Source organism: Benzoatithermus flavus (assembly GCF_037908215.1).
In the GTDB taxonomy this organism is placed as follows: domain Bacteria; phylum Pseudomonadota; class Alphaproteobacteria; order Geminicoccales; family Geminicoccaceae; genus Benzoatithermus; species Benzoatithermus flavus.
The window spans coordinates 1-15,116 of the sequence record NZ_JBBLZC010000046.1 but is presented as its reverse complement, the minus strand read 5'-3'; the positions used below and the strand labels follow the sequence as shown (position 1 = coordinate 15,116).

Sequence of the window (15,116 nt, the reverse complement as noted above, 5' to 3'; positions counted from 1 at the left end):
GCCAGAGCGCCGTGGGAAACGCCCCCGCCTGCCGCGCCAGGTCCGCAAACACCCGGTAGCGACCCTCCGCGCGGACCCGCTGGACGGCATTGCGGAACTGCGCCTCGTAATCCATGCTCGACCTCGGTGTTATGGTGCCCATGACGCGCGGCCGCTCGGCCGGTTACCTTAGGCGAAAGGCGCCCGGTGCTGAAGCTCGCAGCTTCGGCAAAGGACGAATCGCCGCATCACGCCTGCACGAGCGTGCAGCCCTGGCCGACGCGGAGCCGCGCCACGCCTCCGTCGGCCAGGAGCGGAACCGCGTTCTGCCCGAACCAGGCGCCACCCGTGGGCACGTTGCGCCGGATGCGCGCGAGCGTGGCGAGCGGCTCCTTGCCGGTCCTCTCGCCCCGGCTCTGATCGATCGTGGTGACCACACAGCGATCGCAGCGCTTGACGAGCCCGAGCCGCGTGCCTCCCTCGAGCCGGATCGCCGCACTCTCGTCCTCGGCCCGTGCCGGCACGCCTGCCAGCACGAGATTGGGCCGGAAGCGATCCATGGGCACGGGCGCCGCACCCGCTTGGGACAGCGCCACGTTGAGCTCCGCGAGCGATCCCTCGCTCGTCACGAGCAGCGGGAAGCCGTCGGCGAACGCGGTATGGCTCCCGGGCGGAGCGTAGGTCGGATCACAAGGACGAAAGCCGCTCTCCGGAAAGCGGACCAGGCGGACCTCACGGCCGAGCCAGTCCGAGAGCGCCCGATCGAGCGCGGGATCCACGGCCAGCGCCTCCACCGTGTCGCCCCAGACCCGGACCGGCAAGGGCGCGCCGCGAGCGACGTCGGGCACCAGAAGCTCGACCTCGCCGCCCAGCGCGAGCCGCAAGGCGGCCTCGACCAGCGCCGGGCGGATACGGGCGAGCCGGGGCAGCTCGCGCTGGCTCAGGAACCGGCCGTCCGGGCCCACGATCATCCAGCGCCGGTCATGAGCCAGGCCGCGTGGCGTCAGCAGCGCCTCGCGCAGGGCGATCCCGGCGCAGCCCTTCACGGGATAGACGAACAGACCGGCGATCCGCCCCTCGATGGCCATGAGCGCGCGATGCTCCGCGAAGCTGCAGCTCCGGAACCTGTAGCCGCGAGCGCGCATTGTCACAACCACGGCCGCGGCTCGTCTGCCCGAGCGGTATCAGGCCCTTGGCAGGTTCCGCCAAGTGTACGAATGAATGCTGCTCGATGAGAGCGAAGTCAAAAGAGCGCGCCGGATGACACCCGAGCTTGCACCGCCAACGGCCCCGCGCCGCCCGACGATCCTCGAGCGGTTCGGGATCGCCTGGACCGACGAGTATGCCTGGCTCCGGGACCCGTCCTATCCCGAGGTCAAGGATCCCGCGATCCGTGGCTATCTCGAGGCCGAGAACGCCTATGCCGATGCGGTGATGGCGCCGCACCGGGGCCTGATCGAGCGGCTGCACGCCGAGTTCAAAGGGCGAATCAAGGAGGACGACCGCTCGGTGCCGGTGCGCGAGGGTATGTTCGAGTATCACTGGCAGTTCTTCCCCGGCGCACAGTACCGGACCTGGTTCCGCCGCCGCCTCGACGCGGCCGAGGCGGAAATCCTGCTCGACGAGCGGCAGCTCGCGGAAGGGCTGAGCTACTTCAATCTCCGGGCACTCGAGGTGAGCCCGGACGGGCGGCTCCTCGCCTACACCACGGACGAGGACGGCTCGGAGCGCTACGGCCTGCACTTGCGGAACCTCGAGACCGGCGAAGGGATGGCCGATCTCGTCGGCAACACCTCGGGTGCCGTCGAGTGGGCCGAGGACGGCCGCACGCTGCTCTATGTCGAGCTCAACGACAAGCTGCGGCCGTTCCGGGTCCGCGCGCACCGGCTGGGCCAGGACCCTGCGGAAGATCGCATCCTCTACGAGGAGGCCGATCCCGCCTTCTTCGTCTCGCTCGCCAAGACCAGAAGCCGCTGCTTCATCCTGATCGCGAGCGGCACCCACGTCACCCGCGAGATCCGGCTGCTCGACGCCGCCGATCCCGAAAGCCCGTTGCGGCTGGTCGCCCGCCGGCGCGAGGAGCATCGCTACGGCCTCGACCACGCGCATGGCCGGTTCTGGATCCTCACCAACGACCGGCACGAGAACTTCCGCCTGGTCTCGGCACCGGAGGACGCACCCGAGGAAGCGAACTGGCGCGAGGAGATCCCCGGCGACGACCGCCACTATCTCCTCGCGGTGAGCTGCTTTCAGGACTTCATGGTGCTCTCCGAGCGCTCGGACGGGCTCTCGGACATTCGCATCCGCCGCTACGACGGCGAGGAGCACGTCATCGACTTCCCCGAGCCGGTCTATACGGCCACCCTCGGCGACAACCGCGAGTTCGCCACCGACCGGATCCGGGTGAGCTACACCTCGATGGTCACCCCGCCCTCGGTGATCGACTACGTGGTGGGCACGCGCGAGCTGATCGTCCGCAAGGAGCAGGAGATCCCCTCGGGCTACGACAAGAGCCGCTACGTCACCCGCCGGCTGATGGCGCCCGCCCCCGACGGGGTCGAGGTGCCGATCACGATCGTCCACCGCAAGGACTTCCCGCGCGCGGGCGGCGGACCGCTCTTCCTCTACGGCTACGGCTCCTACGGCCACGGGCTCGACCCGGCCTTCGCCCCCTCCAGGCTCTCGCTCCTCGACCGCGGCATGGTGTTCGCCTACGCCCACGTGCGCGGCGGCGACGAGATGGGCTATCGCTGGTACCGCGACGGCAAGCTCTTCAGGAAGAAGAACAGCTTCACCGACTTCATCGCCTGCGCCGAGTACCTGATCCGGGAGGGCTACACGCAGCCCGGCCGGATCGCGATCAAGGGCGGCAGTGCGGGTGGGATGCTGATGGGCGCGGTCACGAACATGCGGCCCGAGCTCTGGGGCTGCGTCATCGCCGAGGTGCCGTTCGTGGACGTGCTGAACACCATGCTGGACGCGAGCCTGCCCTTGACCCCGATCGAGTGGCCGGAATGGGGCAACCCGATCGAGGACCGGGCGGCGTTCGAGTATATCCGCAGCTACAGCCCCTACGACAACATCAGGCCCCAAGCTTACCCGCCGATGCTGGTCACGGCCGGGATCAGCGATCCGCGCGTCACCTACTGGGAGCCCGCGAAGTTCGTGGCCCGCCTGCGCGCCACCAAGACCGACGAGCACCTGCTGCTCCTGCGCACCAACATGGATGCCGGCCATTTCGGCAAGTCCGGCCGGTTCGACGCGCTGCTCGAGCTCGCCGAGCAGTACGCGTTCATGTTCCATTGCCTGGGGCTGGCGGAGCGCGAGGGTGCGTGATCGCGCGTGGCGGCCAGGGCGCCACCTGACGGCCGTTCGCGTTTGCGGTAAACTGATCGATCGAAGCAACGCCGGAGGGCCGTAGCATGGTCTCTCCTCGGATCGACCGGCGGCTCGCCGCCATCCTGGCGGCCGACGTGGTCGGCTATTCGCGCCTGATGGAGCGCGACGAGACCGGCACGCTGAGTCGCCTCAAAGCGCACCGCAAGGAGTTCGTGGAACCGCTTGTCGCCGAGCAGGGCGGCCGTATCGTCAAGCTCATGGGCGACGGGCTGTTATGCGAGTTCGCCAGCGCCGTCGATGCCGTGCAATGCGCCGTGCTCCTGCAGAACGGCATGGCCGAGCGCGAGGCCGGGGTGCCCGAGGCGGAGAGGATCCGCCTCCGGATCGGCATCAATCTCGGCGACGTCATCCACGAGGAAGGCGACGTCTACGGGGACGGTGTCAACATCGCCGCTCGCCTCCAGGCCCTGGCCGAGCCCGACGGCATCCACATCGCCCGCAACATCCACAGCCAGGTCAAGGGGAAGCTTGCCTTCCGCTTCGAGCCCGCGGGCCGCCACACCCTCAAGAACATCGCCGAGCCGGTCGAGGTCTGGCGGGTGGGGCCGGGCGATGGCACCCACCCGCGGCCGGCACCGGCCCGGCGGCCGAGGCTAGCACCAGCCGTGGCCGCCGGCATCGTCCTCCTCCTCGTGGGCGGCGGCGCATGGTGGTGGCACGCGGGCCAGACGTCCGTTACGAGCTCGGCCGTCGCGAGCGGCCTGCCGCTGCCCGACAAGCCGTCGATCGCCGTACTGCCGTTCACGAACATGAGCGGCGACCCGACGCAGGACTATTTCAGCGACGGCATCAGCGAGGACATCATCACGGCCCTGTCCCGCTTCGACGACCTGTTCGTGATCGCCCGCAACTCGAGCTTCGTCTACAAGGGCAAGGTGGCCGACGTGCGGGACATCGGGCACCAGCTCGGCGTGCAGTACGTGCTCGAGGGCAGCGTCCAGCGCTCGGGGGAGCAGATCCGGATCAACGCCCAGCTCATCGACGCCCTCGCCAACGGGCATCTCTGGGCCGAGCGATACGACCGGCCGGCGGCCGACCTGTTCGCGATCCAGGATGAGATCACGCAGCGGGTCACGACGGCGCTCGGCAGCCGGCACGGCGCCATCCCCCGCGCCGAGCTTGCCAGAACCGCCCGCATGGACGCGAAGCAGCTTCAGGCCCATGACCTCCTGCTCCAGGGTATCGCCGCCATCGACCGCTTCACGCGCGATGACGTGGCGCGAGGCCAGGACCTGCTCCATAGGGCGATCGAGCTCGACCCTTCGAACGCCCACGCTTTTGCCAAGCTCGCGATCGCGCACTGGCTCGAGTTCACGATGGGCTGGTCTTCTGATCCCGAGGCGACCCTGAAGGAGCTCGAGAGGCTGGCGCGCCAAGCCCTCGATGTGGATCCATCCGATCCCTGGGCGCATTGGGCGCTGGGCTACTGGCATCTTACGGCGCGGCGGCTGAACGAGGCCCTGGCCGAGCAGGAGAAGGCGCACGCGATCCTGCCGAACGACGCCGACCTGCTGTCGGAGCTCGGCTGGATGCGCTCGCTGGCGGGCGACCCGGAGCGGGGCCTCGTCGAGATGCGCGCAGCCATGCGCCTGAGCCCGTACTGCCCGAACTGGTACGTCTCCAACCTGGCGCAGGGCCTCTACATGCTCGGGCAGTACGAGGAGGTCATCCGCTCGCTCACCGACCTCCAGCCGCAGAATCTGCTTACCCGCCTCTACCTCGCCGCCAGCTACGCCGAGCTGGATCGGCTCGAAGAAGCACGAGCGCAGATGGCCGAGGCGCTCAGGCTCGACCCGGCGCTGACGATCGAGAAGGCGGGCGCGCGGCGCCCGTTCAAGCGGGAGGAGGACCGCGCGCACTACCTCGACGGGCTGAGGAAGGCAGGCCTTCCGAGCTGATCGAGCAACCGCCTGCTCGGCTATTGCGGGCGCTCATGCTGCGGCATCGGCCTGAGCCTCATCAACGGCGACGGCGTCTAGCGCGATGGCGCCACCGCGACCGAGATCCACGGTCCCGCCGGGGACGACAGGATCTCACCGATGCCGGCCGGGCGGCCGAGTTCGAGCGCTAGCTCGCTGGTCGGGTCAACCTGAGTGCAGGGGACTTTGCTCTTTGACGCTGGCGGGGCCATGCCACGGGCGAGCACGGCCATTCAGTCCGATCCGGGGAGGAGGGCCAGGAGACGACGCTCGAGCTCCTCGGGATCGCCGGCGATCGCGACCCGCTTCCAGCGTGCGGTGGCGCCGGCCACAAGCCGGATCGCCGGGGCCGGCACGCCCAGGCGCTTGGCGAGCAGTGTCAGCACGGCCTCGTTCGCTTTTCCGCCATCGGGCGGAGCCGTCACCTTCACGGCGAGCCAGGGTGCTCCGGCGGCGTCGACGACGACGCCCTCGATGGTCGCCTTCCCCGCCTTCGGCGTCACCTTGAGCGCCAGCTCGACGCCCTCCTTGCGGCGGGCGAGCGGCAGCTTCGGGGTCATGGGCGGTAGAGCAGGCCCGGAGCGAGGTCGTGCACGACGAGGTTCTGCACGAAGGTGAGGGCCAGGATCAGGATCACCGGCGATATGTCGATGCCACCGAGATTGGGCAGGAAATTGCGGATCGGCCGTAAGAGCGGCTCGGTGATGCGCTGGAGGAAGCCGTAGATGTCGTAGACGATGCGGTTGCCGGTGTTGACCACGTTGAACGAGATCAGCCAGCTCAGCACCACCGAGGCGATGAGCAGCCAGATATAGATCGTGATGACGGTGTCGATCAGGTGAAGGATGGCATACATGCAAGAACAGCCATGCTAGGGGAACGGGCCCGGCAACGGTGCGGCCGGCCCCGCGGCCGCGAGCCGGCCGCACTATAGCGCGGGTGCCGCGGCGCACCAGCCTCGCCATCGGTCTTGACACGAGCCCGCTCTGCCCATACATCCGCGCCGCACGGGGCCGTAGCTCAGTTGGGAGAGCGCTAGAATCGCACTCTAGAGGTCGTGGGTTCGACTCCCATCGGCTCCACCACCCATCCAGAAGCCAGGCCTCTCGCCTGGCTTTCTTTTTGACCGAATCGCGCGTGTGCGCGGGCTTCCGATGTGATCCGGTGCCCTGCCAGGGCGTAACGCCGCCACTTCGGCGCCCTTTTGCCGCTCGCAGGCCTCTCTTTTCTCCATCCGACCGATGGCTGGCCTGGGCACCCCGCCTCGGCAAATCAGCGACTTGCGCGCGGCGGTTCGCAGTCAACGCCGGGCACCGGCACAGCATCGAACCGCGTTCAGCGGTCCATCCGCCCGAAGAGCGCCGCCTGATCGTCCCAGGAGGCCGGCACCTCGTGATTCTTCAGCCAGATCAGGCTGAGCGTGCGCGGCTGCTTGCCGGCCAGCAGGCCCTTTACCACGGTCGGCGACAGCAGCGTCAGCCGCAACAGCTCGTTGACGGTGGTCGGGTGCAGCCCCTCGCGCCGCGCGATCTCGCTGCCGCTGGCGACCCGGCCCTCGTCGAGCAGGCGTTGCCAGTGGAAGGCGCGCGAGAGCGCCGTGAGGATCGGTGCCTCGTGCTTCGGGGCATCCGCGCCGCCATCCGCCTGCCTGGCCGCCGGGATCATCCACTTGCGCCCACCGCTGCGCTTGATGCGCACCGGGATCACCGTCGTCAGCTTCGGTCCGGCCTGCGGCGCGCCGGTCTGCAGCACCTTCGTCATGCGGCGGCTCCTTCCGCTTCCAGTTCCCGCAACTCGGCCCCGATGCCGTCCGGGCGCATTTCCCGCGCCAGCTCGGCCCAACCCGCGTCGCGCCAGACGATGGACACCGCCTCCTGGCTGACCACCACGGACTCGATCAGCAGGCGGGTGATGCGCTGCTGCTCGGCCGGGTACAGCGCCTGCCAGATGGCCGCGAAGTTGTGCAGCATCGGCAGCACGACCTCGGGCTCGGTGAGCCCGGCGCCGTGGGCGCGCACCGCGTCCCACACGCCCTGAATCCGCTCCGGCGCCTGCAAGGCGGCGTAGATCTGCGCCAGCACCAGTTCCTCCAGCGGCTCGGCGGCTAGCCGCCCGATCGGATGCCCGCGCTTGGCACCGAAGGCCTGCACCGACTGTGGCACGTAGTAGCGGTAGTACTGGCCGCGCCCTTTCTTCGTGAAGGACGGCTGCATCCGCTCGCCCTGGTCGGTCACGACCAGCCCGGCCAGCAGGAACGCCGGGCTGCGTCGCCCGCGTGTGGCCCGACGGCGCTCGTCGTCGTTGACCGCGAACACCGCCTGCACCGCAGCCCACGCCGCTCGGTCGATGATGGCCTCGTGCTGGCCCGGGTGCGCCTGCCCCCGGTGGACGATCTCGCCAAGGTAGATGCGGTTGTTCAGCAGCTTCCACAGCGCCTGCTTGGAAAACGGCGTGCCGCTGCGCGACGTGATGCCCTTGCTGGTCAGCCAGCGCACCAGCTCGGTCGTCGATCGGCACTGCGCGAAGCGCGCGAAGATCGTGCGCACCGTCTCGGCCTCGGCCGGCTCGACGATCAAGCGCCGCGCCTCGACCCGGTAGCCCAGCGGCACGACGCCGCCCATCCACATCCCCTTGGCCTTGCTGGCCGCGATCTTGTCGCGGATGCGCTCGCCGGTGACCTCGCGCTCGAACTGGGCGAAGGACAGCAGGATGTTGAGCATCAGCCGGCCCATCGACGTCGTCGTGTTGAACTGCTGTGTGACCGACACGAAGGACACGCGCCGGCGTTCGAACACCTCGATGAGCCGTGCGAAGTCGGCTAGGCTGCGCGTCAGGCGGTCGATCTTGTAGACGACCACGATGTCGATGCGGCCGGCTTCGATGTCGGCCATCAGGCGCTTGAGGCCCGGGCGGTCCATATTGCCGCCGGAGTAGCCGGGGTCGAGATAGTCGTCGCCGGCGACGATCCAGCCCTCAGCGCGCTGGCTGGCGATGTAGGCCACGCCCGCCTCGCGCTGCGCGTCGATGGAATTGAACGACTGGTCCAGCCGTTCGTCGCTGGAGACACGAGCATAGGCCGCGCAGCGTTTCGGCGCCACCGGATTCATTTGCGCGCCCCTTTCAAGCCGAAGAAGGCCGGCCCCGACCAGTGCGCGCCGGTGATCGCCCGTGCCACCGCCGACAGGCTCTTGTACGTCTGGCCATCGAGCGCGTAGCGCCCGTCGCCCGTCACCGTCACGCGGTACTCGCGGGCATCCCATTCGCGCACGAGCACGGTGCCGGGCATCAACCGCAGCTCGGGGCCGCGCCCGGTCTTGAGCTTCGAATGCTGCTCGCCGCAGTCGGCCAGGTACTCCTTGATCTCGCGCGGCAGGCCGCCCAACGCCGCTTCCTGCAGGCGATAGGCCAGCCGGGCTTCGAGGTAGCGGCGGTCGACGCGCTGCGGCCGGCGCGGGACGTGCTCATCCCACAGCCGCCACAGCTGCGGCATCGATAAGGTGGGCAGCGCAGCCAAACGCGCCGCCAGGGTGGGTGGATTCATGGAGGACTCCGGTGGTTGAGGGAGTTGCATGAACGCGCTGTGGCGCTCACAAGCCAAGTCAAACCGCGCTCTGGTTGCCCCCGGTCGTCGCCTCGTCGGCACGCTCGCCCAGCAAGGTCTGCGGCCGCCCGGCGCGGCGGTCCTTGACACCCAGGATGTAGACCTCGCCCGCCCACACGCCGCAGGCCACATCGGTGTCTTCGGCCTCCATGGGCAGCAGCCAGCCGGTGACGCCCTCGGGCAGATCGAGCAGGTCCTCGGGCCGGTGGATGGGCCAGCGCAGATGCGGCTGGTAGGCATCGGCCCAGTGCGGGATTTCGGGCGGCACCTCGGGGAAGTTCTCCCGGCTCAGGATCGGAATCCACGCCAGCAACCGGCCGCTGGCGAACCACTGTTGCACGCGCGCTTGGACCGCAGGGTCGTAGTGCGACAGGGGGACGATGGGCATGCGGCCCGCTCTGCCGTCGGTGTATGTTGTCGTGGTATCGCTCATGAAATGCTCCTCAGGTAGTAACTGGTAACCGGTAACCTCGATTCCCGGCCAAACGCTGGCCAAGCACGGCGCTCGCGCCCCCCGCATGGGCCTTGGGTCAGGAAGGACCCGTACCGTTTGCGGCGGATGTGCCGAAGCGGTCAGTCCTCGGACAACTCCGCCACCAGGGCGGCCTGTGCCGAGGCGACCAGCTCGGGGGGATCTCGATCTCGAAGCGCGATTCGTCGTGGTGGACGTTGATCTCCCGCCGTGCCGCCGAGGCCCGCGCCACGGCGTGCATCACCGGCATCAGCTGCTCGTAGAGCTCGATCTCAGCCACATCGGCGCGGTAGTGGATGAAGTTGCGCCGGGCTTCGCGTAGGGCCGACGGTAGCTCCCGCAGTTGGGCTCTGGCCGCCTCGCGCTGGACTTGCAGCTCGGCCAGCGACGCACGGGCGATGCGCAGCTCCACCTCGAGCCGGGTCAAGGACTCGGGCACGACGAACTCGCCTTCGCCGTCCAGCAACGTTCGGGACGCCGACCTCGTCTCGGCGGCGACGCGCGCCTCCAAATTGGCGATGCGCTGGTTGAGTTGCGCGATCTGCTTATCGACCACCTCGATCTCGGCCGCGTGCGCTTGGCGTTGCGCGATCAATGCGGCCAGCTGCCGCTTGGTCTCGGTACATCGCTCGGGCGCCGAGACGATGCGGCGCAGGGGAGCGATGCGGCTTTCGAGCAGATTGATTTCACGCTTGATGGCGCCGATGCGGTTGTACGCGGCACTGGCCTCGAAGTGAGCGTGCTTTTCTTCTTTGGTGGACGAATACATCGAGCCCTGCTGCGCCAGCTCGTGGTAGCAGCGCTGCTTGTGCTCGTGATCGGCCTGCGCTTCTTCCAGTTCCGCGCGCTTGGCGGCGATGTCGTGGGCCAGTTGGTCGTGCTCGGCCTTGACCTTGTCGTAGTAGCCGCTGCTGTTCTTCTTGCTGAAAGGGTTGAGTTTCATGGTCGTGGTCTCCGGTGGTTTCAGAAATGGGTGGGATAGCGGGCATCACCCGGGGTGACGACGGTGCTGATCCAGAGGCTCGGGCTCAGCCGCTTCTTGATGCCGACCGGCGCGCCGGGGCGTTGCTGGCGGTGGGTGGCTTGCCAGCCGTGGGAGGGGCCGCTGGCGCCGGTCATCGCGGCAATGGCCTGGGTCAACGGCGACGCGCTGCCCGGCGGGTTGAGGGAACGGGCGGCCTCTGGCGCGATGCCGAGAACCTTAGCCCAGACAGGATGCAGGTCGGGGTTACTCACGATGTGCTCCGTATCGATTGCCGCCCTCGATGCCAGGCGGTGTGGCGTGATCGGTGATCGAGTGCATCCGGGCGATGCGCCAGACGGCGCCCTCTCGGCTGTGGCCGAGGTGGCTGATGTCGATGCCCTTGGCGCGGTAGGCTGGAGCGATGCGGCGCAATTGGTCCGACAGCCCCTTGGGCGAGCGTGGCCAGGTGCTGCGGTCGGGAATGCCGTAGCCGTTCAGCAGGTCATAGAGCTGGCCGGCGGTGCCCTGCCAGTTCAGCGGCGTCAGGCGCTCGGCGATGTACTTGTCTAGGGCCTGGGCGACGGCGTTGCTCTGCAGCAGCGAGTACGTGCGCGAGCTGATCCGCAAGGACCAAGACCGCCAGCAACTGCGCAGCCTGCTGCTGGCCGGCGCCGCCTCCGCCCCCATGGCGCAGGTGGACGATGCCTACTTCGAGAGCCTGCGTGAGCGCGTGCGCGGCGCGGCCAGAACGGCAGGCAAGACCCGCGGCAAGTCGTGAAGACCAAGCCCGTCGTCCCGCGCGAGCAGGCCCGCCAGGACGTCGAGGACGCAGTCGCAAACGACTTGGCCGAAGATGCCGAGGCCGCCGCGTTCGGCTTCATCGATGCCCTGGGGAAGGCGTACCGCCATATCGGTCGGCATCCGGCCACTGGTTCGCCGCACTACGCCCACGAGTTGAACCTGCTGGGCCTGCGCTCCTGGCCGCTGACGCGGTACCCCTACCTCGTCTTCTACGTCGATCACCCCGACCACGTCGATGTCTGGCGTGTGCTGCACGAGCAGCTTGACATCTCGGCGTGGATGCAGGAGCCGGAAGGCTCGTGATCGCCAGCGCCGTCTTGCCAGCGCGTGCTACGACAGGCGGGCACCGTCACCACCATCACCATCGTCACGCGGCTCGGCTTCGGTGACGGTCGTGATGATAGTGATGCTCACTGGCCATCGTTGAGGTCATTCGGGAAAGCAAGGTTCGCTAGGCAAAAGGGTCCTTCCTGGCGAAGTTCCCATACTGCAGGGTTTGCGGTTTGCCCCGCGCGTCAGTCAGCCGATGCGGTACACCCGCTCGCCGGCGGCGTTGAGCGTCAGCACCACGTTCAGGCCGAGGCGACGGCGCAAGGCCGAGTTCGCGCCGTGCACCGAGTGCGCCTGCCAGCCGGTCGCCAGCATCAGCTGCAGCTTGGTCGCACCCTGCGGGCGGCGCAGCGCCACCACCAACGCGGCGAGTTTCGTGCCGGGGCGAACCGGGATGCCCTCCAGAAGTTGGAGGGCGTCAGGGGCGTCCAGTGTCTGGATGTCCTCTGGCGGCGCAGGCCGCTTGCGCCCGGCCACGGCGTAGCTGGCGTCGGTCAGCACGTAGCCGCCATCACCGGCCTCGATCCATTCGCGCCGCAGCAGCCCGGTCATCGCCTTGACCCGCGCGCCGCCACGCAGGGTGGCGGGCGGGATCACGCGCCCATCGGCGCGGCGGGCGGCAGCACGCAGCAGCAGGGCCTGGGTCGGGGTCAGCTTGGGCAGGATCTCCATCGCGGCCTCCGTCACTCGGGCCGGCCGTCGAAGATCGCGAGCAGGTCGCCCCGGGCCTGCTCCCCCCGCCCCAGGTCGCCGACGTGCCCCCAGTGGACGGCGTTCGGGTCGTGGCCGAAGTGATCATCGGCCTGTTGCTAAAGCCGCGTCCGCCTGGCGTGGATCTGTGTGGTGCGCTCGGCGTCAGCGGTGCGTCGGTCGTTGTGGCGCATTGGGGGCTCCGGGTTGATCACGATGATGCGATTCACGCGCTGTTCCACTCCGAAGCCTAGCTTGGGCGACCCTCTTCCCGCTGATAGACTTTCCTCCGGTTTCATTCACTTGAGACGCTTCCCATCGGCAAGCGCGGACGCCATGACCACAGAACCTTGGGTTTCCGTCGAGCAGGTCGCCCAGCACCTAGGCGTGGCCAAAGACACCGTCTATCGCTGGCGCGAGCACCGGGGGCTGCCGGCGCACCGCGTCGGGTGCCTGTGGAAGTTCAAGCTGTCCGAAGTGGACGACTGGGTGCGCGCTGGGGGCGCGGATGAATCGATACGTGAGGCGGACGAATCCAAATGAAGGTCGATGGAGGGAACGCCGAGTGAGCCTGGAAGGCCAGCTGCTCGACCGTAAGTCGCTGCGAGCCGTCACCGGCAAGTCGGCGGACTGGGACGAGCTTGCCAAAGATTGCGTGGCTTTCGCCAACGCGACGGGTGGCCGCCTGCTGATCGGCATCGAGGACGGCGAGGACTCCCCGCCCGCACATCAGCGCATAGCCGCTGACCTGCCTGACACGGTGCGCCGCAAGCTTGTCGAGCGTACCGTCAACGTGGCCGTGCTACCCCAGGTGTGCACGGCCGGCAATGGCGGTCAGTATCTTGAGTTGCGCATCCCCCGTGCGCTAACCGTGGCCTCTACAACGGGTGGCCGCTACTTCCTGCGCGTTGCCGACCAGAGCAAGCCGGTCACTGGCGATAATGTGATGCGCTTGGCCGCCGAACGCTCTGCGCTGCCTTGGGAAACCCAGACGAACTTGAGCATCCAAGCCGGCGACGCCGACCTGGCCAAGTGCGACAAGCTCGTTCAGGCGCTCCGCGCCTCCGACCGTGTCAAACCATCGGTCAAGGAAAAGTCCGGCGATGAATTGCTCGCCCACTACCAGCTCACGCGCGACGGTCGGCTGACGAACCTGGGCATTCTGTGTGTCGGCCGCCAGGCGCACCGGGCCCAGTTGACTACGGCACCCGTCATCCAGTTCATCAAATACGACGAGCATGGCCAGAAGGTCAACAAACTGGTGTGGGACGACCACACCCTCAATCCCATCGAGTTGATCGAAGCCGTTTGGAACGAGGTACCGGACTTCCGCGAGCGCTACGAGCTGCCGGATGGCCTGTACCGCCAGAACGTGCCCGCCTTCGACGAGGTGGTCGTGCGCGAACTGCTCGTCAATGCCCTGGTGCACCGCCCCTACACGCAGCGCGGTGACATCTTCCTGAACCTGCACCCGGACTCGCTGGAGGTCGTGAACCCCGGGCCGCTGCCGCTCGGTGTCACACCGCAGAACGTGCTGCACGCCACCGTGCGCCGCAACGAGCACCTGGCCCGCCTGTTCCACGACCTGAAGCTGATGGAACGTGAAGGCAGCGGCTTCGACAAGATCTTCGAAGTCCTGCTATCACAAGGCCGCCCCGCGCCGGAGTTGATCGAAACCCACGACCGAGTGCAGGTGACCGTGCGTCGCCGCATCCTGAAGCCCGAAGTCATCGACTTCATCGCCAAGGCAGACCAGACGTACCAGCTCACCCAGCGTGAGCGCATCGCCCTGGGCCTGCTGGCGCAACACGACGCACTGACCGCCCGCGAGCTGGCGACCAGCCTTGAACTGCCATCGGTCGAAGCACTCCAGCCCTGGCTCAGGCGCTTGCTGGACTGGCATTTGGTGCAGAGCGTTGGCCGGACCCAGGCGACGCGCTACTTCGTGGATCCCGGCCTGCTGCGCAGCCTCAACTTCACAGGCGAGACGACCCTCAAGCGTATCGAGCCACACCGTTTGGCGGCGCTGGTGCTGGAAGATCTTCGGCGCTACCCCAAATCCGCCATCAGCGACATCCACAGGCGGGTCGGCGGGGAGATTCACCCGAAGCAGGTGAAACGAGCCCTTGAAGAGTTGATCGAGCGCGGCGACGTGCGCTTTGAGGGCGACAAGCGCTGGCGGCGGTACTGGGCGGTGTCATGACCAGGCTATCGGACAGCGGGCGTCGTATCGGCGATAGCCGGGCGATAGGGAGTGGGCGATACGCCGGCGCCGGCTCCATGAATCAAAGCGTTCTATCGACCACCGACGGTGCGCCGTGGGCGATCGCCGCGCAAGCGAATCTCTCGACTTTCAGGACGCACCCATGAGCGCCAACTTTCAACAACTCGCCAACTTCATCTGGTCCGTCGCCGACCTGCTGCGCGGGCCATATCGCCCGCCGCAGTACGAGCGCGTGATGCTGCCGCTCACGGTGCTGCGCCGCTTCGATGCCGTGCTGGCCCCCAGCAAGGCCGCCGTGCTCAAGCGCTACGAGGAGCTCAAGGCCAAGAACATTCCGAACATCGACACCATCCTCAACAACATGGCCGAAGACGAGGGCGGCACCCCGCTGGGCTTTCACAACCACAGCCCGCTCGACTTTCCGAAGCTCAAGGGCGACCCGGACAACATCGGCCGTCACCTGGCCGACTACATCGCGCCGGGCAAGCCCCAGCAGAACGGCTTTGTGGAGAGCTTCATCGGCCGCTTGCGCGACGAATGCCTAAATGAGCACCTGTTCGAGCGCCTCAGCCAGGCGCGCCGGATCATCGAAGACTGGAGAATCGACTACAATGCTCACCGGCCCCACACCAGCCTGAATGGGCTCACACCGATCGAGTATGCCAACCGGTCCCGAATGGACCAGAACCGGAACAGACTCTCCTTATGAGCGAGGGCACAACGGGGGCAGGGTCATG

19 protein-coding genes, 1 tRNA gene and 1 pseudogene are annotated in these 15,116 nt (G+C 67.9%); 9 read left to right on the top strand and 12 right to left on the bottom strand.

Annotated elements, in window-relative coordinates:
* Together U1T56_RS23675 and U1T56_RS23670 are read right to left on the bottom strand one after the other, a co-directional pair.
* Positions 1-115: hypothetical protein (locus U1T56_RS23675; RefSeq protein ID WP_418161982.1), on the bottom strand; the 115-nt coding region annotated here is incomplete at its 3' end.
* Between the two features lie 112 nt (positions 116-227).
* Positions 228-1,067, bottom strand: coding sequence for an MOSC domain-containing protein (locus tag U1T56_RS23670; RefSeq protein WP_418161981.1), 840 nt, complete (start codon positions 1,065-1,067; stop codon positions 228-230).
* A gap of 172 nt (positions 1,068-1,239) precedes the next feature.
* On the opposite strand from U1T56_RS23670, the gene U1T56_RS23665 reads away from it, so the two are divergent.
* Positions 1,240-3,315, top strand: a complete 2,076-nt coding sequence (locus tag U1T56_RS23665) for a S9 family peptidase (protein WP_418161980.1) — start codon at positions 1,240-1,242, stop codon at positions 3,313-3,315.
* Positions 3,316-3,401: 86 nt separating this feature from the next.
* On the top strand, positions 3,402-5,276 hold the full coding sequence (locus U1T56_RS23660; RefSeq protein WP_418161979.1) for an adenylate/guanylate cyclase domain-containing protein: 1,875 nt from the start codon (positions 3,402-3,404) through the stop codon (positions 5,274-5,276).
* A 254-nt stretch (positions 5,277-5,530) separates the two neighbouring features.
* Here the strand turns inward: U1T56_RS23660 and U1T56_RS23655 are convergent, their stop codons facing one another.
* Together U1T56_RS23655 and U1T56_RS23650 are read right to left on the bottom strand one after the other, a co-directional pair.
* Positions 5,531-5,857, bottom strand: a complete 327-nt coding sequence (locus tag U1T56_RS23655) for a DUF167 family protein (protein ID WP_418161978.1) — start codon at positions 5,855-5,857, stop codon at positions 5,531-5,533.
* Complete coding sequence (locus U1T56_RS23650) at positions 5,854-6,153, bottom strand: YggT family protein (RefSeq protein ID WP_418161977.1); 300 nt, start codon at positions 6,151-6,153, stop codon at positions 5,854-5,856. Before U1T56_RS23650 ends, U1T56_RS23655 begins: the two co-directional genes overlap by 4 nt.
* A 153-nt stretch (positions 6,154-6,306) precedes the next feature.
* Here U1T56_RS23650 and U1T56_RS23645 point away from each other — a divergent pair.
* Positions 6,307-6,382, top strand: a tRNA-Ala gene (locus U1T56_RS23645).
* A 250-nt stretch (positions 6,383-6,632) separates the two neighbouring features.
* Here U1T56_RS23645 and U1T56_RS23640 read toward each other — a convergent pair.
* From U1T56_RS23640 to U1T56_RS23610, 7 genes are all read right to left on the bottom strand, one after another.
* Positions 6,633-7,058, bottom strand: coding sequence for a hypothetical protein (locus U1T56_RS23640; RefSeq protein WP_418161976.1), 426 nt, complete (start codon positions 7,056-7,058; stop codon positions 6,633-6,635).
* Positions 7,055-8,404, bottom strand: coding sequence for a recombinase family protein (locus U1T56_RS23635; protein WP_418161975.1), 1,350 nt, complete (start codon positions 8,402-8,404; stop codon positions 7,055-7,057). The genes U1T56_RS23640 and U1T56_RS23635 overlap by 4 nt, the downstream gene beginning before the upstream one ends.
* Positions 8,401-8,838: a DUF2924 domain-containing protein gene (locus U1T56_RS23630; RefSeq protein ID WP_418161974.1), complete on the bottom strand. Its 438-nt coding sequence runs from the start codon at positions 8,836-8,838 to the stop codon at positions 8,401-8,403. The genes U1T56_RS23635 and U1T56_RS23630 overlap by 4 nt, the downstream gene beginning before the upstream one ends.
* Before the next feature lie 58 nt (positions 8,839-8,896).
* On the bottom strand, positions 8,897-9,331 hold the full coding sequence (locus U1T56_RS23625; RefSeq protein ID WP_418161973.1) for a hypothetical protein: 435 nt from the start codon (positions 9,329-9,331) through the stop codon (positions 8,897-8,899).
* A 97-nt stretch (positions 9,332-9,428) separates the two neighbouring features.
* On the bottom strand, positions 9,429-10,313 hold the full coding sequence (locus U1T56_RS23620) for a hypothetical protein (RefSeq protein ID WP_418161972.1): 885 nt from the start codon (positions 10,311-10,313) through the stop codon (positions 9,429-9,431).
* A 20-nt stretch (positions 10,314-10,333) separates the two neighbouring features.
* Positions 10,334-10,606: a hypothetical protein gene (locus U1T56_RS23615; RefSeq protein WP_418161971.1), complete on the bottom strand. Its 273-nt coding sequence runs from the start codon at positions 10,604-10,606 to the stop codon at positions 10,334-10,336.
* The gene (locus U1T56_RS23610) at positions 10,599-10,961 is read right to left on the bottom strand and encodes a hypothetical protein (RefSeq protein WP_418161970.1); all 363 of its coding nucleotides are present in this window, start codon (positions 10,959-10,961) and stop codon (positions 10,599-10,601) included. The genes U1T56_RS23615 and U1T56_RS23610 overlap by 8 nt, the downstream gene beginning before the upstream one ends.
* Between U1T56_RS23610 and U1T56_RS23605 the strand changes: the two are divergent.
* Positions 10,930-11,112, top strand: a pseudogene (locus U1T56_RS23605) (ribbon-helix-helix domain-containing protein); the annotation flags it as partial. The gene U1T56_RS23610 and the pseudogene U1T56_RS23605 overlap by 32 nt on opposite strands.
* On the top strand, positions 11,109-11,438 hold the full coding sequence (locus tag U1T56_RS23600) for a type II toxin-antitoxin system RelE/ParE family toxin (RefSeq protein WP_418161969.1): 330 nt from the start codon (positions 11,109-11,111) through the stop codon (positions 11,436-11,438). The pseudogene U1T56_RS23605 and the gene U1T56_RS23600, both read left to right, overlap by 4 nt.
* A gap of 216 nt (positions 11,439-11,654) precedes the next feature.
* On the opposite strand, the gene U1T56_RS23595 is transcribed toward U1T56_RS23600, so the two are convergent.
* Positions 11,655-12,137 carry a DUF3489 domain-containing protein gene (locus U1T56_RS23595; RefSeq protein WP_418161968.1) on the bottom strand — a complete coding sequence of 161 codons (483 nt, stop codon included), beginning with the start codon at positions 12,135-12,137 and terminating at the stop codon, positions 11,655-11,657.
* Between the two features lie 110 nt (positions 12,138-12,247).
* On the opposite strand from U1T56_RS23595, the gene U1T56_RS23590 reads away from it, so the two are divergent.
* The 4 genes from U1T56_RS23590 to U1T56_RS23575 all read left to right on the top strand — a co-directional run bounded on the left by U1T56_RS23590 (position 12,248) and on the right by U1T56_RS23575 (position 15,088).
* Positions 12,248-12,409 (top strand): hypothetical protein, encoded by a 162-nt coding sequence (locus U1T56_RS23590; protein WP_418161967.1) that lies wholly within the window; start codon positions 12,248-12,250, stop codon positions 12,407-12,409.
* A gap of 82 nt (positions 12,410-12,491) precedes the next feature.
* Positions 12,492-12,698: a helix-turn-helix domain-containing protein gene (locus tag U1T56_RS23585; RefSeq protein ID WP_418161966.1), complete on the top strand. Its 207-nt coding sequence runs from the start codon at positions 12,492-12,494 to the stop codon at positions 12,696-12,698.
* Between the two features lie 22 nt (positions 12,699-12,720).
* Positions 12,721-14,358, top strand: coding sequence for an ATP-binding protein (locus U1T56_RS23580; RefSeq protein ID WP_418161965.1), 1,638 nt, complete (start codon positions 12,721-12,723; stop codon positions 14,356-14,358).
* Positions 14,359-14,521: 163 nt separating this feature from the next.
* Complete coding sequence (locus tag U1T56_RS23575) at positions 14,522-15,088, top strand: integrase core domain-containing protein (RefSeq protein ID WP_418161964.1); 567 nt, start codon at positions 14,522-14,524, stop codon at positions 15,086-15,088.
* Positions 15,089-15,116 lie beyond the last annotated feature (28 nt).